This is a genomic window from Gordonia alkaliphila (assembly GCF_023017165.1).
GTDB lineage: Bacteria > Actinomycetota > Actinomycetes > Mycobacteriales > Mycobacteriaceae > Gordonia > Gordonia alkaliphila.
Map to the genome: position 1 here is coordinate 422,674 of NZ_JALKBW010000001.1, position 23,988 is coordinate 446,661.

21 protein-coding genes are annotated in these 23,988 nt (G+C 71.2%); 7 read left to right on the top strand and 14 right to left on the bottom strand.

Translation table 11 applies throughout. The features are described from left to right. Window positions 1-31 precede the first annotated feature (31 nt). The 7 genes from MUG78_RS02005 to MUG78_RS02035 form a co-directional block, all read right to left on the bottom strand. Window positions 32-334: a WhiB family transcriptional regulator gene (locus tag MUG78_RS02005; protein ID WP_246991708.1), complete on the bottom strand. Its 303-nt coding sequence runs from the start codon at window positions 332-334 to the stop codon at window positions 32-34. 452 nt (window positions 335-786) lie between these two features. Then, the gene (locus tag MUG78_RS02010) at window positions 787-2,787 is read right to left on the bottom strand and encodes an ATP-dependent helicase (protein WP_246991710.1); all 2,001 of its coding nucleotides are present in this window, start codon (window positions 2,785-2,787) and stop codon (window positions 787-789) included. Between the two features lie 58 nt (window positions 2,788-2,845). Then, a complete protein-coding gene (locus MUG78_RS02015) occupies window positions 2,846-3,088 on the bottom strand; it encodes a mycoredoxin (RefSeq protein WP_372493084.1) in 243 nt (80 codons plus the stop codon). Continuing rightward, the gene (nudC, locus tag MUG78_RS02020; protein WP_246991714.1) at window positions 3,076-4,017 is read right to left on the bottom strand and encodes an NAD(+) diphosphatase; all 942 of its coding nucleotides are present in this window, start codon (window positions 4,015-4,017) and stop codon (window positions 3,076-3,078) included. The genes MUG78_RS02015 and nudC overlap by 13 nt, the downstream gene beginning before the upstream one ends. Window positions 4,018-4,021: 4 nt before the next feature. After that, window positions 4,022-5,092: a potassium channel family protein gene (locus MUG78_RS02025; protein WP_246991716.1), complete on the bottom strand. Its 1,071-nt coding sequence runs from the start codon at window positions 5,090-5,092 to the stop codon at window positions 4,022-4,024. A 39-nt stretch (window positions 5,093-5,131) separates the two neighbouring features. Next, the gene (locus tag MUG78_RS02030) at window positions 5,132-8,479 is read right to left on the bottom strand and encodes an ATP-dependent helicase (RefSeq protein WP_246991718.1); all 3,348 of its coding nucleotides are present in this window, start codon (window positions 8,477-8,479) and stop codon (window positions 5,132-5,134) included. Further along, the gene (locus MUG78_RS02035) at window positions 8,472-11,873 is read right to left on the bottom strand and encodes an ATP-dependent helicase (RefSeq protein ID WP_246991720.1); all 3,402 of its coding nucleotides are present in this window, start codon (window positions 11,871-11,873) and stop codon (window positions 8,472-8,474) included. The genes MUG78_RS02030 and MUG78_RS02035 overlap by 8 nt, the downstream gene beginning before the upstream one ends. Before the next feature lie 36 nt (window positions 11,874-11,909). Here MUG78_RS02035 and MUG78_RS02040 point away from each other — a divergent pair, with 36 nt between their 5' ends. Then, window positions 11,910-12,692, top strand: coding sequence for an alpha/beta fold hydrolase (locus tag MUG78_RS02040; RefSeq protein ID WP_246991722.1), 783 nt, complete (start codon window positions 11,910-11,912; stop codon window positions 12,690-12,692). 3 nt (window positions 12,693-12,695) lie between these two features. Next, window positions 12,696-13,031: an MGMT family protein gene (locus tag MUG78_RS02045; RefSeq protein ID WP_246991724.1), complete on the top strand. Its 336-nt coding sequence runs from the start codon at window positions 12,696-12,698 to the stop codon at window positions 13,029-13,031. Here MUG78_RS02045 and MUG78_RS02050 read toward each other — a convergent pair. From MUG78_RS02050 to MUG78_RS02060, 3 genes are all read right to left on the bottom strand, one after another. Continuing rightward, window positions 13,028-13,885: a TIGR02569 family protein gene (locus MUG78_RS02050; protein ID WP_246991726.1), complete on the bottom strand. Its 858-nt coding sequence runs from the start codon at window positions 13,883-13,885 to the stop codon at window positions 13,028-13,030. The genes MUG78_RS02045 and MUG78_RS02050 overlap by 4 nt on opposite strands. A 105-nt stretch (window positions 13,886-13,990) precedes the next feature. Next, window positions 13,991-15,178, bottom strand: coding sequence for an adenylyltransferase/sulfurtransferase MoeZ (gene moeZ / locus MUG78_RS02055; protein ID WP_246991727.1), 1,188 nt, complete (start codon window positions 15,176-15,178; stop codon window positions 13,991-13,993). Next, a complete protein-coding gene (locus MUG78_RS02060) occupies window positions 15,175-16,149 on the bottom strand; it encodes a DUF3152 domain-containing protein (protein ID WP_246991729.1) in 975 nt (324 codons plus the stop codon). The genes moeZ and MUG78_RS02060 overlap by 4 nt, the downstream gene beginning before the upstream one ends. Before the next feature lie 103 nt (window positions 16,150-16,252). On the opposite strand from MUG78_RS02060, the gene fasR reads away from it, so the two are divergent. Next, on the top strand, window positions 16,253-16,987 hold the full coding sequence (gene fasR, locus MUG78_RS02065; RefSeq protein WP_246991731.1) for an HTH-type transcriptional activator FasR: 735 nt from the start codon (window positions 16,253-16,255) through the stop codon (window positions 16,985-16,987). 40 nt (window positions 16,988-17,027) lie between these two features. On the opposite strand, the gene MUG78_RS02070 is transcribed toward fasR, so the two are convergent. Both MUG78_RS02070 and MUG78_RS02075 read right to left on the bottom strand, forming a co-directional pair. Next, window positions 17,028-17,261, bottom strand: coding sequence for a DUF3107 domain-containing protein (locus MUG78_RS02070; protein WP_246991733.1), 234 nt, complete (start codon window positions 17,259-17,261; stop codon window positions 17,028-17,030). 32 nt (window positions 17,262-17,293) lie between these two features. Next, the gene (locus MUG78_RS02075; RefSeq protein WP_246991734.1) at window positions 17,294-17,953 is read right to left on the bottom strand and encodes a ferritin-like fold-containing protein; all 660 of its coding nucleotides are present in this window, start codon (window positions 17,951-17,953) and stop codon (window positions 17,294-17,296) included. A gap of 190 nt (window positions 17,954-18,143) precedes the next feature. Here MUG78_RS02075 and MUG78_RS02080 point away from each other — a divergent pair, with 190 nt between their 5' ends. Next, on the top strand, window positions 18,144-19,772 hold the full coding sequence (locus tag MUG78_RS02080) for a DEAD/DEAH box helicase (protein ID WP_246991735.1): 1,629 nt from the start codon (window positions 18,144-18,146) through the stop codon (window positions 19,770-19,772). Window positions 19,773-19,790: 18 nt separating this feature from the next. After that, entirely contained in the window at window positions 19,791-21,044 is a 1,254-nt protein-coding gene (locus MUG78_RS02085; protein WP_246991736.1) for an Rv3212 family protein, read from the top strand. A gap of 10 nt (window positions 21,045-21,054) precedes the next feature. On the opposite strand, the gene MUG78_RS02090 is transcribed toward MUG78_RS02085, so the two are convergent. Both MUG78_RS02090 and MUG78_RS02095 read right to left on the bottom strand, forming a co-directional pair. Next, the gene (locus MUG78_RS02090) at window positions 21,055-21,846 is read right to left on the bottom strand and encodes a ParA family protein (protein ID WP_246991737.1); all 792 of its coding nucleotides are present in this window, start codon (window positions 21,844-21,846) and stop codon (window positions 21,055-21,057) included. A gap of 51 nt (window positions 21,847-21,897) precedes the next feature. Then, the gene (locus MUG78_RS02095) at window positions 21,898-22,317 is read right to left on the bottom strand and encodes a hypothetical protein (RefSeq protein WP_246991738.1); all 420 of its coding nucleotides are present in this window, start codon (window positions 22,315-22,317) and stop codon (window positions 21,898-21,900) included. 98 nt (window positions 22,318-22,415) lie between these two features. On the opposite strand from MUG78_RS02095, the gene MUG78_RS02100 reads away from it, so the two are divergent. Together MUG78_RS02100 and MUG78_RS02105 are read left to right on the top strand one after the other, a co-directional pair. Then, window positions 22,416-23,378: a diacylglycerol/lipid kinase family protein gene (locus MUG78_RS02100; protein WP_246991739.1), complete on the top strand. Its 963-nt coding sequence runs from the start codon at window positions 22,416-22,418 to the stop codon at window positions 23,376-23,378. Window positions 23,379-23,675: 297 nt separating this feature from the next. Next, window positions 23,676-23,930 (top strand): WhiB family transcriptional regulator, encoded by a 255-nt coding sequence (locus MUG78_RS02105; protein WP_246991742.1) that lies wholly within the window; start codon window positions 23,676-23,678, stop codon window positions 23,928-23,930. The last annotated feature ends 58 nt before the right edge of the window (window positions 23,931-23,988 follow it).

Sequence of the window (23,988 nt, forward strand, 5' to 3'; positions counted from 1 at the left end):
AGGGCCGAGAGCGGACTAGTGCCCCGTGGCACTAGGCGTTCTTGCGGGGGCGGCCCCGGGGGCGCTTGCGGGCGATGACGACGCCGCGGTCGAAGATCTCGCCGCCCCAGACGCCCCACGGCTCGCCGCGGTCGACGGCTTCGGCGAGGCACGGCCGCTGCAGCGGGCACCGTGCGCACAGGGCTTTCGCAGCCTCGAGGTCGGCGGGGTCCTCCGCAAACCACAGGTCGGCGTCGCCGCTCTGGCAGGGAAGTTCGAGCTGTTTCAGGCGGCCGGGTGCCGGGTCGCAATCGGACGGGAACGATTCGATGGTGGGTAGATCGGTGATGGTCATGAAGTGGGCTTTCGCAGGTGGGTCAGATGGATCCGTGTGCGAAGCCCCGGGCCGGAGCAGAAAGATCACGGCCGCGGGGATTCGCTGAAGCGATTCGCCGCGGCCGGTACAGAGACTCGGTCAGTCCGTCAGATACTCAACTGGATCGACGGGCCGCCAGTGGGGGCCACGGGGAATCGCCGGCGCGCTCGCGCAGCCGCCGGTACGCGTGCTGCTGCCAGATGGGCGCCATGGGCCAGATGAATCTTCATCGGAACGATTCCTTCCTCGATCGCGAAGCGGTGGTCAACGTCGACCAGGGTACGCCGACCGCCCGGCGGCGCACAATCTATTTTTGACCTGCGACGACACTCCCTAGCTAGCCGACTTCGCGACGCTGTTCGCGCGTCGATCCAGGAGCCCCGACGGCGACTCGGCAACAGGGTCGCGACACGCGGCGGAGGCTGGGAGTGTCAGGAGCGGTGGGCGGCGATCACGGCGAGGATCGGAGTGCCGATCGCGTCGACGCGGTCGGCGGTCATGCCGCTGACGCGACTCAGTGCGCCGGTGTCGGCGGGCAGGATCCGGGCGAGCTGCTTGAGCACGTTGCCGCTGCAGACGTTCACTTCAGCGAGTTCGTTCTCGGCGGCGTAGTCGCTCCGCCACTGCTTGAGCGCCTCGAAGACCACCTTGTCAGGACCGGTGGACGCCTCCGGCAGCGACGCGACCGGCTTCTCGTGGGGCACCAGACCGTCGAGGAAGCGGGAACGACGACGCGTGGCCGCGCGGCCCTCGTTGCGCGCCAGCGACCACGACACGTGCAGGTGCTGCCGCGCACGCGTGACGCCGACGTAGAGCAGGCGCCGCTCTTCTTCGACCTCCTCGGGCGACTTACTGGCCCGCCCGAGCGGCACCGACCCCTCGTGCACGCCGGTGATCAAGACCGCGTCCCACTCGAGCCCCTTGGCCGCGTGCAGGGACGCGAGGGTGACACCGCGCTGCTCGTCGCCGCCGGTGCGGGCGCGGTCGTGCAGGCTGCGCACCAGGTCGGCGAAGGTGCGGTCCGGCCGTTCGGCGAGCACCTCGTCGGCCAGTTCGACGAGCCGCGTCATCTGCTGCCAATTGACCTTGGTCTGGACGCCGGACGGCTCGGACTCGGCGTAGCCCAGCGGCGACAGCGCGGCCCGCACGGCCTGCGCGGGCGCCATCGGCGGAGGAGCGCCCTGCGCCAGCGTCCCGAGACGCCGCAGCGCCGCCCGCACCTGGGGTCGTTCGAAGAAGCCCTGGTCGCCGCGCACGCGATAGGCGATGCCGGCCGCACTCAGCGCTTCCTCGTAGCCCTCGGACTGCACATTGATGCGGTACAGCACGGCGATCTCGTCGGCGTCGACACCGGCCCGCAGCAGACGCTTGATCTCGGCCACCACCCCGACCACCTCGGAGTTCTCGTCCGGGTACTCGGCGAACACCGGCTCCGGGCCGCTCGGGCGCATGCCGATCAGCTCGAGGCGGGTGCCGGCCACCCGGCCCTTCGCCTTCTCGATGACGCCGTTGGCCAGCGCCACCACCTGCGGGGTGGAGCGGTAGTCGCGCTCCAGGCGCACCAGCGTGGCCTCCGGGTAGGTGCGCGTGAAGTCGAGCAGGTAGTCCGGGGTGGCCCCGGTGAAGCTGTAGATGGTCTGGTTGGCGTCGCCCACCACGGTCAGATCATCGCGTCCACCGAGCCACGCGTTCAGCAACTGCTGCTGCGCCGGGGTCACGTCCTGATACTCGTCGACGACGAAGCTGCGGTAGCGCGACCGGAACTCCTCGGCAATCGACGGCGTGCTGCCGAGCACCTCGGCGGTATAGATGATCAGGTCCTCGAAGTCGAAGAGCCAGTCCCCCGACGACGGGAGCTTGCCCTCCTCGTAGGCGGCGAAGACCTGCCCGATCAGTTCGGCGCGGATCGGCACATCGCGGCCGGCGCTGCGCGCGGCGTACCCCTCCGGACCGATGAGGCTCGACTTGGCCCATTCGATCTCCCCGGCCAGGTCGCGGATCAGTTCCCGGTCGGCGGTGTCCAGGCCCACCTCGCGGGCGGCACGGCGCACCATCGGGAACTTGCTGTCCATCAGCTCCCAGCGCGTATCGCCGAAGGCGAGCGGCCAGAAGTAGCGCAGCTGGCGCAGCGCGGCAGCGTGGAAGGTGAGGGCGGAGACCTGGCCGCCGGGCCCGGACACCCCGAGCGCTCCGAGCCGGTCGCGCATCTCGGCGGCGGCGCGGGCGGTGAAGGTGACGGCCAGGACCTGGCTGGGGTTGACCTGACCGGAATCGACCAGCGCGGCGATGCGGCGGGTGATGGTGCGGGTCTTGCCGGTGCCCGCACCGGCGAGCACGCACACCGGCCCGCGCGGTGCGAGCACGGCCTCGAGCTGCTGCGGGTCCAGCCCGTCGCGGATGCCCGATTGCCCGGGTCTATCTGGACGAGTCATGGCACGAGATTCTCACGCGGCACCGACATCGGTGGCCGCGAGCGCGGTGGGCCAGCGGTCAGAGCAGACCGAGCTGGCTCATGACCTCGCCGATGCCCGGATTGGTCTTGGTGGAGCCGTCGGCGAACTTCACCGTGGGGACCACGTGATTGCCGCCGTTGACGCTGCCGACGAACGCGGCGGCCTCCGGGTCGGCTTCGATATCGATCTCGGTGTACTCGATCTTGTTGCGGTCCAGCCCACCCTTGAGGCGGCTGCAGAACGGGCACCAGGAGGTGGTGTAGACAGTCAGATCGGCCATACGGACCATTCTAGAGGCCGCGTGCGGGCAACCGCCCAGCTGGTGATCAGCGACCGCGCGATCGACACCGGCGGCGGCAGCATCAGCGCCGTCTCGTCGCTGCCGCTGCCCCAGTCCGCGTCGGCCTCGAGTGCCTCGCGCACCTGGTCGCGGGTGAACCACTGCGCCTCGGCGAGTTCGCCGTCGAGCAGTTCCACGGGCTGGGCCGGATCGGCGGTCGCCTCGAAGCCGAGCATCAGCGATCGCGGGAAGGGCCAGGGCTGCGACCCGACATACTGCGGTGAATGCGCGACGACGCCGACCTCCTCGGCCACCTCGCGGATCACGCACTGCTCCAACGACTCTCCGGGTTCGACGAAGCCGGCGAGGGTGGAGAACCACGGGCGCGGCCAGGCGTGCTGGCGGCCGAGCAGGATCTGGTCGGAGCCGTCGTGGACCACCATGATCACCGCGGGATCCGTCCGCGGATACTCCTCGGTGCCGCCCGCGGTGCGGCGGACCCAGCCGGAGCGATCGCTCGTGGTCGGGCTGCCGTCGGACGGTGAGAACGCAGCGGACCGGTGCCAGTTGAGGACGCCGAGCGCGGTGGCGACCAGACCGGCCTCGTCGCCGGAGAGCAGGTGGGCGCCGCTGCGCGGCTCGCCCAACGGCTCGGCGACCTCGCCGCGGCGCAGCGCCCACAGGTCGGTCTCGCCGAGCACCCCGAGGAACACGGCATCGGCGACCGGCTGGGCACCCACGTCGACGGCCGACGTCCAGCGCAGCGCGCCCGTCGCGTCGACCGGGTAGCGACCGCGCTCGTCGACCAGCAGGACTTGGGCGCGCGCCCATCCGGCGGCCAGTCGCTCGGCGTCGTCGCGCAGATGATCGGCACGGTCGAAGACCGCTTGGGACAGCAGCGGGGGCGTCTGGAACGCGAAGGCGGCCATCGGATCAGGCCCGCCCGCCCTGACGCACGTAGAGCAGCCGATCGCCCTCTTCGATCTCCTCCACGTGCGAGTCGCCGACGCGGTACAGCGTGCCGTCGCGCACCACGCCGAGCACCAGGTCGCGGGTGTGTGCGGGCGAACCGCCGGTCTCCGACGGCTCCACCTCGCGCTCGGCGATGGCGTAGCCCTCCTCCGGGCTGAGCAGGTCCTCGACCACCTCCACCACCGACGGGGTGATGGTCGCGATGCCGAGCAGGCGGCCGGCGGTCTCCGAGGACACCACCACCGAGTTGGCGCCGGACTGGCGCATCAGGTGGGTGTTCTCCGATTCGCGAATGGAGACCACGATCTTGGCGCGCGGATTCAACTCGCGCGCGGTGAGGGTCACCATCACGGCGGTGTCGTCGCGGTTGGCCGCGATCACCAGGGCCGCGGCGTGCTGCACACCGGCCAGTCGCAGCACGTCGGACTTGGTGGCGTCGCCGCGGACCGTGACGAGGCCGTGCGCGGCAGCGACGTCGAGGGCGGCCTGGTCCTCGTCGACCACCACCACTTCGCTCGGTCGCACGCCGTCGGCGAGGACGGCCGCGGTGGCGGTCCGCCCCTTGGTGCCGTAACCGATGACGACGGTGTGATTGCGCACCCGATTCCTCCAGTTCTGGATCTTGATGGCCTGCCGCGACCGCTCGGTGAGCACCTCCAGGGTGGTACCGATCAGCACGATCAGGAACAGCACGCGCAGCGGGGTGATGAACAGGACGTTGATCAGGCGGGCCGACTCGGTGATCGGCGTGATGTCGCCGTAGCCGGTGGTCGACAGCGTCACCGCCGAGTAATAGAGCGCGTCGAGATAGCTGAGCGTGGTGCCCTTGGCGTCCCGGTAGCCGGACCGGTCGATGTAGACCACCAGCGAGCACAGCAACAACGCCAGCAGCGCCCAGAGCACGCGGCGGCCGATGGCGCGCGCCGGACTCTTCTCCAGTTCCGGGATCTTGACGATGCCCACGAGCGCGTAATCGGGCTTGTCGAACAGGTCGTCGCCGGTGAGCCGGGACATCCGCAGGCGCTTACGCATCACAGGCCTCGCGCGTGGTCGTCCTCACGTCTGTGAAGGCTACTCGATCGATGCGGGCTCGACGGCCAAGAGTGCCGCCAGCTCCGTCGCGTCCGGCAGCCGGTCCGGTTCCAGCGTGTAATGGTGGCGGACGTAGACGAACGCGGCGCGGACCGCGCTGACATCGACGCCGCGCAGCCGCGCCCACGCCACCCGGTAGGCGGCCAACTGCAGTTCCAGCGCGCCCCGCTTGGCGGGTTCGGGCACCGCACCGGTCTTCCAGTCCACCACCAGGTAGCCGTCGCCGTCGGCGAAGACCGCGTCCATCCGGCCGCGCACCACCGTCGATCCGATCACCGTCTCGAAGCCCACTTCCACTTCCAGGGGTGTCCGGTCGGCCCACGGCGAGGCGAGGAACGCGGCGCGCAGCACTTCGAGGTCGTCGTCGACAGCGGTCTCGTCGGCGGCGCCGGGCAGCTCGTCCAGGTCGAGCAGCCGGGTGGCGCCGAAGCGGCGTTCCACCCAGGCGTGAAAGGCGGTGCCGCGACGCGCCATCGGATTGGGCCGGAACGGGACGGGGCGACGCAGCCGCGCGGCGAAGGCGGCCTCGTCGGTGCCCAGCTCCACGAGCTGGCTCACCGACATCTGTCCGGGCAGTTCGACGTCGACGGCCTCGGCCGCGGACCGGCGGCGTTCGGCCAGCAGCGCCTCCACCTCCGCCCGCCACGCCAGAATCTCCGGGTCGTCGGTGGGCGGCGCCGGTCGCGGCACCAGGGCCCGCTCGGCCCGCGCCTCGTCCACCGCGCGCGCCGCCGCCAGCAGCGCTCCGCGCCGATCGCCCAAGCGGTCCACCGGCCAGGCCGCACTCACCGGTTCGAGCGTCATCGGGTTCTCCACGCCGTCCTCGGGGACGGGCGCGTCGACGTCGACGGTGAGCGCCGGCGAATCGGCGGCGGCCACCAGCTCCACCAGTTCGAGGTAGAAGTCCGAGCCGCCGCGCGGCTTGTCGCCGGTGGCCGACCAGTGATGGGCGGTCACCAGCAGCGTCTCCTTGGCGCGGGTCAGGGCCACGTAGAGCAGCCGCCGGTCCTCGTCGAGGCGGCGCGCCTTGATTGCCTCCTTGTGCTCGGTGAGCGCTTCCTCGAGTTCCTTGCGGTCGCCGAGCCCGGCGAGCCGCAGCGACGGAAAGCCTTCGGTGTCGTCCTGGCTCAGGTCCCCGCGCAGAGCTGCGGGCAGCTCCCGCGCCGAACCCAGCCAGGTGGTGTCGGCCTTGGCGCTCGGGAAGATGCCGCGCGCCAGGTGCGGCACCACGACGATGTCCCATTCCAGCCCCTTGGCGGCGTGCACGGTGAGGATCTGCACGCGGTCCTCGGCCACTTCCACCTGCCCGGCCTCGAGTCCCTTCTCCACCGACTCGGCGGCGTCGAGGAAGCTCAGCAGGCCGGGCAGCGTGGCTCCCGGCCGCTCGGCGTAGGCGGCCACGTATTCGGCGAAGGCGTCGAGGTGTTCGCGGCCGGTGATCGCACCGCGCATGCGGCGGGCCCGCAGCTGGGCCTCGACGGCCACCCCGATGGTCTGTTCGACGTCGGCGACGAGCTCCGGCAGCGGCTGGCCGATCCGCCGCCGCAGACGCTCCAGCTCGCGACCGAACGCCCGCACCCGCTGGTAGCCGGCGGCGGTGTACCGCTCCGCCTCCCCCGGATCGACGAGGGCATCGCCGAGTCCGGCGGCGTCGACGGACTCGGCGGGCAGCGAGGCCGCCAGCGCGGAATCGAGTTCTTCGCGCGTGGCGACGGCACCGGACACCGGGTCCAGGCGGCGCGCGGCCAGTTCCCGCGCGCGGCGCCACAGCGCCGACAGGTCGGCGGCGCCGAGCTGCCAGCGGGCACCGGTGAGCAGACGCATGGCGGCGGTCCCAGCCATCGGGTCGGCCATCAGGGTCAGGGTCGCCACGATGTCGGTGATCTCCGGGACGTGCAGCAGGCCGCCGATGCCGACCACCTCGACGGGGATGCCGCGCTCGGAGATCTCGGCCGCCATCGGCGCGGAGTCCTCGTTGCGGCGCACCAGCACCGCCACGGTCGGCGGCTGCTCCCCGCGACCCTCGGCGTCCCGGTAGGCGGCCTCCACGTGGTCGGCGATCCACCGGCGCTCGTCGTCGACCGTCTCGGTGAGCGCGAGCCGCACCGTGCCCTCCGGGGCCCCGTCGCGCGGACGCAGCGTGGAGACCGGCACCCCGCGGGCCCGCAGCTGCGCCGAGACCTCGTTGGCCAGGTACAGCGTGCCCTGACAGTTCCGCCAGCTGGTGAGCAGTTCCCGACGGTGCGCGGGCGCCCAGCCGCCGGGCTCGTCCACCGGACGCGGGAAGTCGTGCGCGAAGCGCGGCAGATTGGCCGCCGACGCGCCGCGCCACCCGTAGATCGACTGGATGGGGTCGCCCACCGCGGTGACCGCGACCGGCGCTTGCCCGGCCCCGCCGAACAGCGCCGACAGCAGCAGCCGCTGCGAGTGACCGGTGTCCTGGTATTCGTCGAGCAGGACCGCCTTGATGCCGCCGCGTTCGGTCGCGACCACCTCGGGGTGGGTGGTGACCAGTCGCGCGGCCAGCGACATCTGGCTGCCGAAGTCCAGCGCGCCCTGCTCGGCCATCTTGGCTCGCAGCGCCGTGACCAGTGGCAGGAACTCGCGGCGCTCGTCGATCACGGCCTGCACCCCGCGCAGCGCCTGACTGGGCTCGGCGCGCTGGCGCGGCCCCTTCGGAAGCGTGTCGATCAGGGTGTACAGGTCGGTACCGGCCGCGCGCAGCGCGTCGTCGTCGACGAGGTGCTCGGCCATCTCCGAGTACAGATTCAGCACCGCCTCGGTGACGCTGGACGGCACCTTGGGGGTGTTCAGCTCGTGCGGCCAGGAGGTGACTACCGAGAAGGCCAGCTGCCACAGTTCGGTCTCGCTGAGCAGCGTGGACGACGGTTCCACCGGCAGCAGCAACCCGTAGTCGGCGATCAGCCGCCCGGCGTAGGCGTGATAGGTGCTGACCTCGGCGTCGGCACTGCGCAGCACCTGCCGTAGTTCCCCGCCCGGATCCCAGTCGTGCAGGGCCGACGAGCCGGCGAGCATGGCGAGACGACGGCGGATGCGCGCGCCGAGCTCGCTGGCCGCCTTCCGGGTGAAGGTGAGGCCGAGGATCTCGTCGGGGGCCACCAGTCGGTTGGCCACCAACCACACCACCCGCGACGCCATGGTCTCGGTCTTGCCCGCACCGGCCCCGGCCACCACCAGCATCGGTTCGAGCGGCGCCTCGATCACCTCGACCTGCTCGTCGGTGGGCAGCGGCAGACCGAGCGCGCCCGCCAGCACCCGAGCGCCGATCAGGCCGGACGGGTGCGGCGCAGAGGGCTGTTCAGTCATCGATGACCGCCTTCCCACGGAGTTGGGCGGGACAGCTGGTGACCAGCCCGCAGTGTTGGCAGCCGGAGTTGACGGAGGCGACGAAACCGGGCCCGATCCCGGCGCGCGCCGCGCCGCGCACCACCGCCACCCATTCGTCCACCTGCTCGGGCGTCAGCGGCTCCTGCACGCGTTCGGCGGCGCCGGTCTTGCGGTTCGGTGTGGCCACGTACACCAGTCGGCCGCCGCCGGTGGTGCCCGCGGGCAGCCCTTCCACACCGCCGAGCAGCAGCGCCAACTGGTAGGCGGCCAACTGCGGGTGGGCGGCCGCGTCAGCGGCGGTGATCACGGTCTTGCCGGTCTTCACGTCGATCACGACCGGACGGCCCAGATCGTCGGCCTCCAACCGGTCGATGCGTCCGGTGAGGGTCACCGGCAGCTCGTCCGGGCGGCCGTCGGCGTCGACGCCGGGCGGCACCGCGGCGGTCAGCGCCACCTCGACGGCGGCTTCGGTGAGTTCGGACCGCGAATACTCCAGCCAGTCCCGGAAGTTGGTGAGCATGGTCTCCGCGCGCCGCAGCTCGCGTTCGCTGAACCAGGCGGCGGGCGAGGCGACGCGGTCCCAGATCTCGTGCAGGGCCGTGGTGACCTCGGCGTGGTCGAGCTGCCCGGCCACCGCCTGCACCAGCGTGTGCACCAGGGTGCCGGTCACCGCCGGTTCGGCGTCGCCGTCGCGCCCGCCGTGCCGTTCGAGCATCCAGCGCAACGAGCAGCTGGTGAGCGAGTCGACGGTCGACGGCGACAGCGTGAGCGCGCCCTGGTCCGGCGTCCACAGCGGGGCGCCGCTGGACGGGTCGAGCAGGCCGTACCACTGCTGCGGCGGGGCCGCGGGCACCTCGGCGTCGGCCAGCTCGGCCAGCAGCGCGGCGGCCGCCTCGCGCCGCACCGCGGTGGTGTCCGGATCGACGAGGGCCGCGCGCAACTCGGCCACCATCGACGGCAACGACAGCAGGCGGCGCAGCCCGCCGTCGAGCGGGATCTCGTCGGCCTGGTCGCCGTGGCGGTCGTGGTCGGCACCGTAGCCACCGAGGGCGTCGGCGATCTCCGGCACGAACCTCGACGGCGAGGCATCGCCGGTGCCGTCCTCCACCGCGGTGACCAGCAGCTGACTGCGCGCGCGGGTGCACGCCACCAGCAGGAGGCGGCGTTCGTCGGCCAGCAGTTGGGCGTTCCGGGAGACGGTGTCCACGGCCTGCGCGTCGAGCCCGTCCAGCACGTCGAGCAGCGCGGGGGTGCCCAGGACGCTGCCCCGACTGCGCAGCGACGGCCACAGCCCGTCGAGCACCCCGGCCACGGCGACCACCTCCCACTCGCGGCCGGCCGCCGAATGCGCCGACAGCAGCTGCACCGCGTCGGCCGCGGCGGCGGGCGTGCGCGATTCGCGCGGGATCTGCAGCTGGCTCAGGTAGTGCAGGAAGCCGCTCAGCCCGCCCGCGGGGACGTTGTCGGTGTACGACGCGGCCGCCTCGAACAGCGCCAGCATGGCGTCGAGGTCGCGGTCGGCCTGCCCGCCCGCCCGGTCGCCGCGCAGGGACCGGAGCAGCCAGGTGCGTTCGAGGCCGGACGCCTGCCAGGACCTCCACAGCGTCTCCTCCACGCCGAGTCCGCCGCGGTCGGCGGCCCACGCGGCCCGCACCACCTTCAGGGTCCGGGCCAGCGGCTGCGCCTCGAACTCGGTGAGACCGGCCAGGTAGGGCGCGGCCCGATCGGGATCGGCCAGGGCTGCGGCCAAAGCGCTGAGCGAGTCGGGCGGTCCGTCTTCGACGGTGTGGGGCGGTCCGTCTTCGACGGTGTGGGGCGGTCCGTCTTCGACGGTGTGGGGCGGTCCGTCGACGTCGGGCACCGCCGGGGCCGCCGGTTCGACGACCACCTTGCCCTCCTCGTGCAACCGACGGACACCGCGCCGGAGTCGACGCAACTGACCCGGGCCGGCCGCACCGATCGGCCCGGACAACAGGGTCACCACGTCGTCGGGGCCCAGCAGCTCCGGGGAGCTGCCGGCCCGTAGGGCGAGCGCGAAGGCCTCCACCGCGCGCTGCCGGAACAGCGGGAGGTCGCTGGTGGGCGTCACCACCGGTACTCCGGCCGAGGAGAAGGCGCGCCGCAGCGCGGGCAGCATCCGCGGCACCGAGCGTACGATCACCGCCATCTCCGACCACGGCACGTCGTCGAACAGGTGCGCGCGCCGCAGCAGGTCGGCCACCGCGGTCGCCTCTTTGGCGGCCGAGGAGAACACCCGCACCGACGCGGCACCGGGACCCGGCGCCGGGTCGGGGAACGGCTGCGAACGGGCGCCGGGCAGTCGGGCGGCCAGCGCGCGACCCACCGTCGGCACCTCTCCCGCGGCGCGGTGACTCTGCGTCAGCACCACATCCCGGCCGTCGGGCAGTTCGGCGAAGAAGCGCGGACTGGCACCGCGGAAGGAGTAGATCGACTGGTCGGGGTCGGCGGCGATCACCGTGAGATCGGCGCCGGTGCCGATCAGCTCCACCAGCCGGGCGGCCTGCGGGTCCAGGTGCTGGGCGTCGTCGACCAGCAGGTGTCGGATGCGGGCGCGCTGATCGGCCAGCAGGTGCGGTTCCAGGGCGAAGGTCGACAGTGCCGAGCCCACCAGTTCGGCGGCATCGACCGCCTGCGGACCGGCTTCCGGCGAGTCGATGCCCACCGCCCCGCGCAGGAGCATGGTCTGCTCGTACTGGGCGAAGGCGCGTCCCGCCGCCGCCCACTCGGGCCGCGCGTGCTCGCGCCCCAGTGCCATCAGGTCTTCCGGTCCCAGGCCGCGCTCGGCGGCCCGCATCAGCAGATCGCGCAGGGCCTGGGCGAAGCCGTCGGTGGCCAGCGCCGGACGCAGCGACGCCGGCCAGTACGCGGCGCCGTCTTCGAGGTCGCCGGCGAGCAGTTCGCGCAGGATCACGTCCTGCTCGGATCCGGTGATCAACCGGGGCGGCGGATTGCCGTGCGCGCTGGCCTGCAAGCGCAGCACCGCGAACGCGTACGAGTGGACGGTCCGCACGAGCGGCTCGCGCAGGGCCGCGCCGGTCCGCGAGTGCCCGGCCGCGAGCACGCGCCGGGTGATCTCGCTGCGCACAGCCACCGCCGACCGGCGGTTGGCGGTCAACACCAGGACCGATTCGGGGTCGGCGGCGTCGTCGAGCAGTCGGGCGACGGCGACGTCGATCAGCAGCGCGGTCTTGCCGGTGCCGGGTCCGCCGCGCACCCGATACGGCCGCCACGGGCGTTCGGGGTCGGCCTGATGCCCGGGTGTCAACAGCGCCGCCGCTTCCGCCGGCCAGGTGCGGGCGGGCAGCTCGAACGGTGCCGGGGAGGCGATCAATCGAGTCTGCGCGGTGGCCATACGCCCATGGAAGCACGCCCCTGCGACACTGATGACATGGCCCGCGCCCTCCACACCCATCTGTTCGGACCCGCCGACGCGCCGACCGTGCTGGCTCTGCACGGTCTCACCGGGCACGGCAAGCGCTGGGAGCATCTGGCACCGCTGCTGCCCGAGCTGCGGGTGGTGGCACCGGACCTGCTCGGGCACGGACATTCGCCATGGACGCCGCCGTGGTCGATCGAGGATCACGCCGCGGCCGTCGCCGACGCCGTCGAGGCGCACGTCCCCCGCGAGCGGCGGCCGCTGACGGTGGTGGCACACTCGTTCGGCGCCGCCGTGGCCCTGCGACTGGCGCACGACCGCCCCGACCTGGTCGACGGCCTGGTTCTGCTGGACCCCGCGCAGGGCCTGAACCCGGAATTCGCCTTGGCGATGGCGCAGAACAGCATTACCTACCGCGGCTACCCCGATGCGGCCACCGCGCAGGCCGCCAAACGCGCCGAGGGCTGGGGCGCGGTGCACGCGGACATCCTCGACAGGGAGATCGTCGACCATCTGATCGAGGACGGCGACGGAGTGGCCTGGCGGGTGTGCGCCCCCGCCGCCACCGCCGCGTGGAGCGAACTGGCGCGTCCGGCGCTGTTGCCGCCGGCACAGGTGCCCACCCGGGTCGTCGTGGCGGCACGGGTGCAGCCGCCCTTCGTCACCGCCGACTTCCTCGCCGCGTGCGCCGCCGACCGCGCCGACACCGTGCGGGTCACGCACGTCGACACCGAACACATGGTGCCCTTTCTCGCGCCCGACACGGTGGCCGCGCTGATCCGGGAGGTGCTCTAGCCGATGGCCAAGATCAGCGACACCCAGATCGAAACGGTCCGCGCGCTGATCGCGGCGATCCCGCCCGGCGAGGTCAGCACGTACGGGGACCTGGCCGAGGCCGCCGGTCTCACCAATCCGCGCCAGGTGGGGTGGATCCTGCGCACCGACGGCGCCGACCTGCCGTGGCAGCGTGTGGTGCCTGCGTCCGGTCGGCCCACCATCGACAAGGCGACCCGCCAACTGGATCTCCTTGCCGCCGAAGGGGTTCCGATCCACGACGGACGAATCCTGTTGCGCGAGTGCCGCACTCGCCTGCTCCGTGAACCGGACTCACGCGGACGACGAACGGAAAGCTAAACGAGCAGTCGGACCTTGTCGACGACCCGCAGCAGACCGGGCAGGGCGCCCGCGGTGGAACGCGGGTGCAGCGCGTGCACGCCGAGCCGGAACATGGTGGCGCGCAACAGCATCTGCGGCCACTCCTCCAGGTGCGACCAGCGCTCGATGAGCTCGTCGTCGGCCCCGCCCCAGGCGAGCGCGTCGACCACGACCACCGCCGACGCCCACGACGCCGGGCGCCAGTACGGCACGATGTCGGTGATCGCCGGGGCCGCGGCACCGGCGAACAGCACGGTCCCGAAGAGGTCGCCGTGCACCACCTGCTGGGTCATCTTGACCGGTCGACGCAGACCGGCGAGTTCCTTGATCGCAGCGACGGAGGCATCGCCGTCGTCCTCGGTCGGGGTCGGCATGCCCGCCCCGCGCGCGGACCGCAGGGGCGGCTCCTCCCAGGCGCCGCGGTCGGCGGCGTTGAAGACGTCGACGTCGTCGAACGGCGGCGCCGGCGGCTGCAGCAGAAAACGCGGACGTTCGAGCTTGGCCAGCGCGGCGTTCAGGCGATCGGCGACGGCCAGCACCTCGTCGTACCGCGGTTCCGGGCTGCCCGCCACGTAGGTGTCGGCGCGCCAGCCGGAGACCACATAGCGGCCGTCGGTGGCGCGCAGCGGGCGGGCGATCCGCATGCCCTCCACGTACAGGTTCTCCCGGGCGTTCGCCGACCAGGCGGCCCGCGCGTGGTCGGGCACCAGGGTCAGGACCACTTCGCCGACGCGCCAGCCGAGCACGCCGCTGCCTTCCATGGCGATGGGCGGGTGCGCGGTCAGACCGAAGGTGGTCAGCACCTGTTCCGGTGGCGCGGCGATCGTGGTCACGATGCCACAGACTACCCAGGCAAGCGCTCGGTTTCCGGGTGCCACACCGGCCCGCGCGTCGCCGATCAGCGGTGATCCACCCCGCCGCGCAGGACGGAGGCGGAGTCAGTAGGTCGGCATCTCGGGGTCCACCTGCTGCGCCCACGCCAGGATGCCGCCCTCCAGGTGCACCACCCGGTCCAGTCCGGCCGCCCGCAGCGCCGCCAGCGCCTGCGCCGAACGGATCCCGGTCTTGCAGTACAGGACCACCCGACCCTCGCGCGGGATCTGGGCCGACGCCCGACCGTCGACGATGTCGCCGCGCGGCACCAGCCGGGCGCCGGGCAGCGCCGCGATCTCCCATTCGACCGGTTCGCGCACGTCGATCAGCACCGGCGGATCGTCGCTGTCGAGTTCGGCGCGCAGCTGCAGCGGCGTGATCGACGACGTGTCGGCCGCGGTGTCGGCGTCGACGACGGCGGGGATGCCGCAGAACGCGTCGTAATCGATCAGCGCGGTGATCGGCGCGCGGTCCGGATCGCGCGCGAACCGCACGGTCCGGTGCGTCATCGCGAGCGCGTCGTAGATCAGCAGGCGCCCCAGCAGCGGATCGCCGATGCCGCAGAGCAGCTTGATCGCCTCGGTGCCCATCAGCGAACCGATGGTGCCGCAGAGCAGCCCGAAGACGCCGCCCTCGGCGCACGACGGCACCAGTCCGGCCGGCGGCGCCTGCGGGTACAGGTCGCGATAATTGAGGCCGCGCCCGTCCGGTGCGTCCTCCCAGAACACCGACACCTGACCGGAGAACCGGAAGATGGAGCCCCACACGTACGGCTTGTGCGCGAGCGCCGCGGCGTCGTTCACCAGGTAGCGGGTGGCGAAGTTGTCGGTGCCGTCCAGGATCAGGTCGTAGCGACCGAACAGCTCCACCGCATTATCGTTGGTGAGCACGACGTCGTGCAGTTCCACCCGAACCAGCGGATTGATCGCGGCGATCGCGTCCCGCGCCGATTCGATCTTCGCGCGCCCCACGTCGGCCACGCCGTGCAGGATCTGTCGCTGCAGATTGGATTCGTCGACCACGTCGAAGTCGACGATGCCCAGCGTGCCCACGCCCGCCGCCGCCAGGTAGAGCAGCGTCGGCGAGCCGAGGCCGCCCGCCCCCATCACGAGGACGCGCGCGTTCTTCAGACGACGCTGACCCGCCACCCCGACGTCGGGAATGATCAGGTGCCTGCTGTACCGCGCGATCTCCTCGGCGGTCAGCTCGGGCCCCGGCTCGACGAGCGGCGGCAGCGCGGACGCCGGGGTCATTTGTCCGGGTAGGGCCAGGCGCTCGCTCGGCAGGTGTACGTCCGGTTCGCCTTCATCTCCGGATCGAGCGCCATGATCTCGCTGTTGGACGTACCGAAGGTCTGCTGCATCATGATCGGCGCGAGCCCGCCGTTCTGCTCGCACGGCAGATGGTGTTCGTAGCCGATACCGTGGCCGACCTCGTGGTTGATCAGATACTGGCGGTAGGCCAGATCGTCGCCGCCGAAGGCCGAGGCACCGCGCACCCAGCGCGCCTCGTTGAGCACCACCCGGCCCTCCGGCGGGTAGAAGCACGACGTCTCCAGCTTGATCTGGTAGCCGCACAGATCGCGCGAGGTCGCCGTGGAGGTCAGCGAGATCCGCAGATCCGGCTCCCCCTTGTCGATGCGCCGGAAGGCGACCTTGCCGCCGCCGATCCAGCTCTTCGGGTTGGCCAGCGTCGCGTCGACGAGCTTGGCGAAACTCTTGTCACCGCCGAAGTTCTGCGGATTCAGTCCGTCCTCCACCTCGACGGTGTAGGTGTACACCTCGTTGCCGTGACCCAGCTTGTCGGTGGTACCGGGCACCACGGAGAAGACCTGCTCCCCCTTGACCGTGAACGCCCCGCCCGCGGGCAGCGCACCGGCAGGCAGCGCCGCGGCGGCGATGTCGGCGGTCGGCGCACCGATCGCCGTGGTCTCCTGCGCGACGTCGACGTTGCGCGCCTTCGGATCGATGGGCGCGGCCACCTGTGCGTCGCCGGAACCGTCGTCGGTGATCGTCACGACCAGCAGGACGACGGTCAGCACCGCGAGCACGCCGATGGCGTAGGCACGCCACCCGTAGGCGTGCAGAAAACCGCTCACAGCGCCGCGTTTGCGCTCCTCGGAGTCCTCGTCGCGCTCACCGATCGGATCCCAACGGGCCCGCAACGGCTGATCGGGCCGCGGGCGTCGGGGCCGCGTCGGGCCAGGTGGAGGTGTAGCAGTCACGTCCCAACTGTCTCACAGCACGGGGTACCAATACCGCATCCGCCCCGTCGTTTCGACGTGCACCCCGTTCGGCGCGGCCGGGGCGGCGAGTACGCTGCTAGCCATGTCAGCCGCTGATTTCTCTGCTTCCTCGGGCACCGGAGGCGCCGCCCAGTCTCGGAGCAGCACTCGTCTCCCGCGCAGCGCGCGACGCCGCCAACTGCTCGATGCGGCCAGCGAGATCTTCGTCGAACGCGGCTACCACAGCGCAGGTATGGACGAGATCGCCGCCGCGGCGGGCGTCAGCAAACCCGTTCTGTATCAGCACTTTCCGTCGAAGCTCGACCTGTACATCGCCGTCGTCGACTCGCACGCCGAGAAGCTGGTCTCCGATGTGAACCGCGCGCTGCTGACCACCACCGACAATCACCAGCGCGTCCGCGCCGCCGTCGGTGCCTTCTTCGACTTCATCGACGAGGACAACTCCGGCTACCGCCTGATCTTCTCCTCCGATGCGAAGGATCCGGCGGTGATCCGTCGCGTCGAGGGCGCCACCGAAGCGTGCGTGGACGCGGTCTACGGCCTCGTGATGACCGACTCCGGCCTGGACCCGCACCGCTCCCGCATGCTCGCCGCCGGCATGGTCGGCGCCAGCCAGGTGAACGCGCGCTACTGGCTCGAGGCCAACCGGCCGATCGAGAAGGCCGAGGCCGTCGAGGTGACCGTGGCCCTGCTGTGGCACGGTCTGTCCGGTGTCCCGCGCATCGACGGCGAGACCGGCATCGCTGCGGGGGCTGACTCCGCAGATGCCGGCGGCGCCGCTGCCGAGGGCAGCGACGCCGCAGAAGCCGTGGAGTAGACCGAATAGGTCGCGACCGAGTGGGCCGTCGGGGCGAAGGTCAGGAAGCGCCGAAGCCCACCCGGCGGCTCTCCGAGCTGCCGACCTCGACGTAGGAGATCTTGCTTGCCGGCACCAGGACGCGGGAGCCCTTCTCGTCGGTCAGTTCCAGCACGCCCTCGCCGGTGGCCAACGCGTCCGCGACGGACTTGTACACCTTGTCGGCCTTCTCCGTCGTCGACAGCGACAGTTCCCGTGCGGTGTTCTCGATACCGATTTTGACCTCAACGCTCATGGTGTCGAATCCTACTGCAGGCCCCGCCGCGCTCACGCGAGGCCGAGGGCGCGCATCCGCTCCCCGTGTCGCTCCGCGATCGAGTCGAAGAAGGTCGCCACGTCGGTGAGCGAGCCGGTGCCGGAGAAGAGCAGGTCGGTCACGTCGGGGTCTTCGGCGAGCACCCACTGCATGTGCGTGATGGCCTCGCCGAGCAGTCGACGACCCCACAGCGTCAGCGGCGCCGCCACCGCCGGATCGGCCGTGACGGCCGCCCGCACCTGCTCGCACGCCCACTCCGACGACGATGTGTCCGCCATCACCTCGCCGAATGTGTCACGTACCTCTTCCGGCAGGTGATCGACCATCTCGGCGAAGAAGTCCGCCGACATGCCGTCGCCGATATACATCTTGACCAGCACCTCCAGCCAGGTGGAGGGGTCGGTGACCTTGTGATAGCGGTTGAATACGTCAACATGCTGGTCGACGGCGTCGGCGACGTCGCGCCCGGCGGCCGTGACCTGCTCGGCGAGCACCTGGAAATGGTTGATCTCCGAACCGGTCATGCGCAGCAGGGCCACCCGATCGGCGGTGGTCGGCGCCATCGCCCCTTCGGAGATCAGCCGTGCGACAGCGGCGTACTCGCCGGCGAGAAAGATCTCGCACAGGGTCACGACGACGGGGTTCTCGGGCGCTGCGGGCGTGTTCGGCATGGGAGTCAGCGTAGGCAACGGGCTACACTGTGACCAGACGCAGGTCGCAGCCGGGAGTTTTTCCGCTGTGCCCGTCGAACTTATGAGCGCGCACCAAGATCGCTCACGCCGGCGACCCCACCGATTCTCGGGACCCCGTGGAGCTTGACGAGTGCGTGCACGACGCACACGAGAGGCACCAAAACCAATCATGACCACGGATATCAGCACCGCCACAGATCCGAACGACGACGTGCAGACCACCATCGTCGCCGAAGACCACCAGGCCCCCACCTTCGCCGAACTCGGCGTGGACCCCGCGATCGTCGCCGCCCTCGAGGCCGACGGCAAGTCCCGCACCTTCGCGATCCAGGAACTGACGCTGCCCCTCGCGCTGGCCGGCAGCGACCTCATCGGTCAGGCGCGCACCGGCATGGGCAAGACCTACGGCTTCGGCATCCCGCTGCTGCACCGCCTGGTGCACGCCGCCGACTTCGGCCTGCGCCCGCTCGACGGCACTCCGCGCGCCCTGATCATCGTGCCCACCCGCGAGCTCTGCATCCAGGTCCACGAGGATCTGCAGACCGCCGCCAAGGGCGTCACCGTCGACGCGCTGACCGCCGCGGGCAGTGACACCGCCGCCAACCGCCCCCTCAAGCTGACCGCGATCTACGGCGGCCGCCCCTACGACTCGCAGATCGCTGAGCTGCAGGCCGGCGTCGACGTGGTGGTCGGCACCCCGGGCCGTCTGCTCGACCTGGCCCAGCAGGGCCACCTGGTGCTGGGCAAGGTTCAGATCCTGGTGCTCGACGAGGCCGACGAGATGCTCGACCTGGGCTTCCTCCCGGACATCGAGCGCATCATGGGCGCCCTGCCCACGCCGCGCCAGACCATGCTGTTCTCGGCCACCATGCCGGGACCGATCGTGACGCTGGCCCGCACCTTCCTGACCCAGCCGACGCATATTCGCGCCGAGCAGGCCAACGACTCCGCGGTGCACGAGCGCACCACCCAGTACGTCTACCGCGCGCACGCCCTGGACAAGGCCGAACTGGTGGCGCGCATCCTGCAGGCCGACGGCCGCGGCGCGACGATGATCTTCACCCGCACCAAGCGCACCGCCCAGAAGGTGGCCGACGACCTCGCCGACCGCGGTTTCTCGGTGGGCGCCGTGCACGGCGACCTCGGCCAGGTGGCCCGCGAGAAGGCCCTGGGCCGGTTCCGCGACGGCACCATCGACGTCCTGGTGGCCACCGACGTCGCGGCGCGCGGCATCGACATCGACGACGTGACGCACGTGATCAACTACCAGTGCCCGGAGGACGACAAGACCTACGTGCACCGCATCGGCCGCACCGGTCGCGCAGGCCGCACCGGCACCGCGATCACCTTCGTCGACTGGGACGAGTTGCACCGCTGGGAACTCATCGACAAGGCCCTGGGCCTGGGCATTCCGGAGCCGATCGAGACGTACTCGACGTCCGAGCGCCTGCAGGAGGAACTGGGTGTGCCCGCCGACGCCACCGGCCGCATCGGCAAGCCCTCCGGTTCGACGTCGGGCTCGCGTTCCGGCGAACGCCGTGAGCCGCGCCGCGAGCGGGAACCGCGCACCGACCGTCCGGCCCGGAACCGTCGTCGTACCCGCGGCGGCAAGACCGCGGACACCGACGGCGCCGCGCCCGCCGCCGAGGCCGCCTCGTCGACCGACGATGCCGCAACCGCACCGACCGAAGGCGGCAAGGCCGAGGGCGGCGCGACCCGCCCGCGCCGTCGCCGTCGTCGCCGTTCCGGCGGTGCCGGTGCCGGTGAGACCGCCGCCGCTGCCCCGGCCGCCGACTAGCACCGACCGCTCCCCCTCTTGGCCGCCCGCTTAGCGCCCGAACGCCGCACCCGCCTGGATCTGACGATCACGGCGGTGATCACGGCGTCCGTGGTGCTGGCGGGCGTCCTGCTCTGGTGGACCGCGCCGTCGCGCACCACCGAACTGCGCACCGCCACCGAGGAGCCGGTCGTCGCGCTGCCGACCGAGAGTCTGCCGACCGCGTTCCGCGAACTGTGGCGGGCGCCGTCGGCGGCCACCGACGTCCCGGCCATCGGCAAGGCCACCGTCGTCACTGGCGACGGCGGCCTGCTGGCCGGCCGTGATCCGGCCACCGGCCGCGAACTGTGGAGTTACCGCCGCGACGCGCAGCTGTGCGCGGCCGTCGCCGCCTGGCCGGGCGGAACCAACGACGCCCTCGGCGTGTACCGCAACAGCCGCGGCTGCAGCGAGGTGACCGCGCTCGATGCGAGCTCCGGCGAACGCCGCGGCAACCGCACCAGCGACGCCGACGCCTCGATCACCCTCTCCTACGATCAGACCTTCGCGCTGGCCGCCGGCGACACCCGACTGGAGACCTGGGGCACCAACCTGGTGCGCGGCATCGAGTACGGGCGCGTCGACGCGCCGGTCAACCCGGACGTCGCCCCGGACCGGGATGCCTGCCACCTGTACTCGGCGATCTCCGGCAGCAGTCGGGTCGCGGTGATCGAGCGCTGCTCCCGCGACGAGGGCTACCGGCTGACCATCCTCTCCTCGACACTCACCGACGAAGAGAAGATCCGCGAGTGGGGATCGGAACTGATCACCGACTCCGCGCAGGGCGCGCCCCCCGTGGTGATCGCGACGACCGACTCCACCGTGACGGTGTACGACGGCGGTGACCCGAATCGGCCCGGCCCCACCGTGCGCACCTTCGGCACCGATGCGATCGAGCGGGGCGCCCGCTCGGTCGAGGGCGCGGCGACTCCCCCGGCCGACAGCCGGCCGCTGAACGCTCGGGCCCTGACCACCTACTGGACCGGCCGGTCCACGCTGGTGCTGGACAGCACCACCGGTGAGGCGCGGGTGCAGATCTCCGACACGATCGGCCCCGGCGAGCAGGCCACCGGCCTACTGATCCCGGTGGTCGGCGGCATCACGGTGCGCGATCCGGTCAACGGCGCCGAACTGCGGCGGATCCCCGTGGACCGCGGCGATTACCGCGGCATGGTGTCCCTGCGCACCCTGGGCCCCTACGTGATCGAGCAGCGCGGGGCCGAGATCGTCGTCCTCGGCCCGACCGCCGAGTGACCGGCGCGGCTCACTCGGACAGTTCGAAGGTCGCCAGCTCGTCGCCGGCCCAGTGTGCACGCAGATTGTCGGCGAGCTCGCGGTAGGCGGTGGCGCCCTTGTTCTTGCGGCCGCGCATCACCGAGGCGCCCGACGCCGAGGCTTCGGCGAAGCGGACGGTGCGCGGGATCGGCGGCGACAGCACCGGGAGGTCGTAGCGGTCGGACACGTCCGACAGCACGTCCCGGCTGTGCGTGGTCCGCGCGTCGAAGAGCGTCGCCACGGTGCCCAGCAGCTTCAGCTCCGGGTTGGTGATCTGCTGGACCTCGGTGACCGTGCGCAGCAACTGCCCCACGCCGCGGTGCGCCAAGGTCTCGCACTGCAGCGGTACCACCACCTCGTCGGCGGCGGTGAGCCCGTTGAGGGTCAGCACGCCCAACGACGGCGGGCAGTCGATCAGGATCACATCGTAGTCCTGCGCTACTTCGGCCAGCGCGCGCTTGAGGGCGTACTCGCGGCCCGGCCGCATCAGCAGCAGCGCTTCGGCGCCGGCCAGGTCGATGGTGGCCGGCAGCAGGGTCACGTTGTCGTCGGTGTCGAGCAGGACGTCGGCGATGTCTTCCGCGCCGATCAGCACGTCGTGCACCGACTTGGTGAGCGCGTCGGGGTCGTGGCCGAGGGAAAAGGTAAGGCAGCCTTGCGGATCCAGGTCCACCACGAGGACGGAGACGTCTTCGTCGGCCAGTGCGGCGCCGATGGAGGCGGTGGTGGTGGTCTTGGCGACCCCACCCTTCTGGTTCGCGATGGCGAGCGTACGCGTCATAACCCCAACCCTAGTGTGCGTCCGCGCACACCGATTTCGGGGCGTCGGGATTCACGCGTCCGGGGGAAGGCTGTCGGCGGCCCAGTACTGCTGCGAGACGGGCGCGAACAGCAGGCACAGGACCACCACCACGAGCGCCAGGAGCGGCGCACCGAACACCGGGAGATTACTGTCGGTCAACAGCGACCAGCCCACCGGAATCAACAGTAACTGGGTGAGGAGCGCGATCGCCCGACCCCATCGTCGACCCTGATACACGGCCAGGCCGCCGGCCAGCACGCCGCCGCCGATCAGCACGAACCACAGCGCGGTGCCGTACCCGCTGATGAAGTCCTCGTGATGGTTGCCGCCCGCGGCCCGAATCACCAGAAAGACCGCCACCGCCAGCCCGAGGGCACCTTGGAAGGCGACGAGGCCGCCCGCCCAGCGCAGAGGTAGCGGTACCGGTGTGGTCGAATCGGGGTTGCTCACGCTCCCCAGCCTATTGCGGAACGGCGAATGCTCACATTCGGCGGTCGCGACGGACGCCGCGACCGGCCGCGCCCCGGTCACCGGTAAGCTGATCACTCGTGCGCGTCATGCTTGTTTCCAATCCGTTTGCCACCTTCACGACCCCGGCGGGTCGCGACACCTTGGCGAACACGCTGAGCGCGCGGTACGACGTCGACGTGGAACACACGACGCACCGTGGCCACGCGGGCGAACTGGGCGCCCGCGCCGCCGCCGAAGGCTACGACGCGATCGTGGTGCACGGCGGCGACGGCACGGTGAACGAAGTGGTCAACGGACTGCTCGGCACGCCCGACCGCCCCGATCCGGTGGACCCGGCCACGCTGCCGGCCCTCGGCGTGGTGCCCGGCGGCAGCGCCAACGTGTTCGCCCGGGCCCTCGGCATCGACCGCGACCCGATCGTGGCGACCGCCCAGCTCATCAAACTTCTCGACGCAGGCAGTCGTCGACCGATCAGCCTCGGCCACACGCTGAACCGCTGGTTCCTGTTCAACTCGGGCATGGGGATGGACGCCATCGTGGTGCGCCGGATGGAGGACAAGCGGCGCGCAGGCAAGAAGGCCACCGCGCAGCGCTACTTCGGCACCACCCTGGCGGCCTTCTTCTCCTCGAAGGTGGTGCCGCCCGCCTTCACCGTGACGGTGCCCGACCGCGAACCGATCGAGGGCGTGCGCTTCGGTTTCGTGAGCAACACCGGGCCGTGGACGTATTTCGGCACCCGCCCGATCGCCACCAACCCGAGCACCGACTTCGACCACGGTCTGGGTGTCTTCGCCGCGACCAGCATCTCGGTGCTCCCCAACATCATGCTCGGCAGCCAGTTGCTCCGCGGCGTGGACAACCCGCACGCGAAACATCTCTACCGCGACGACGATGTGGAATGGGTGCGTTTCAGCGGCCCCGAACCCGCCGACGTCCAGATGGACGGCGACTATCTGGGCCGCTTCACGGACATGACCTTCGGCTGCCGACCGAATGTGTTGCACGTCGCAGCCGCCCGCCCCGGCGCCACTGCAGACTAGGTTTTTCAGACCAGGTTTTCGCAGGTCACCGGCCCGCTACCGGCTGGTAAGCATGGATTAACGTGCTTGCCAACCCCTTGTGACTTATTCGGCAATCCAGAATTAACCCTAGCCAAATCCGCAGACAGGCTAGTACAACGGATACAGACAGCAAAACGGCACCCCCGTGCGCACCGGATCTAAGCGCGCCTGCTAGGTGAAGCACCTGCTGTTTCACAGCCCGAAACACATACACCCGAGCTTCTCGCGCCCGAATAACGAGCGTGCGATGAAGCCCCTGCTTCAAGGAGAACTGACATGGACTGGCGTCACAATGCCATTTGCCGCGATGAAGACCCGGAACTGTTCTTCCCGGTGGGCACCAGCGGCCCGGCCATCGCGCAGGTCGCCGATGCCAAGCTGGTCTGCCAGCGCTGCCCGGTCACTGCCGAGTGCCTGAGCTGGGCCCTCGAGACCGGTCAGGACGCCGGCGTGTGGGGCGGCATGAGCGAGGACGAGCGTCGCGCGCTCAAGCGCCGCAACGCGCGCACCCGCGCCCGCAGCGCCGTCTAAGGACGCCCCGCAAGACTGCAGTACCGCAACACCACGAAGCCCGGCCGTTCTCTTCACG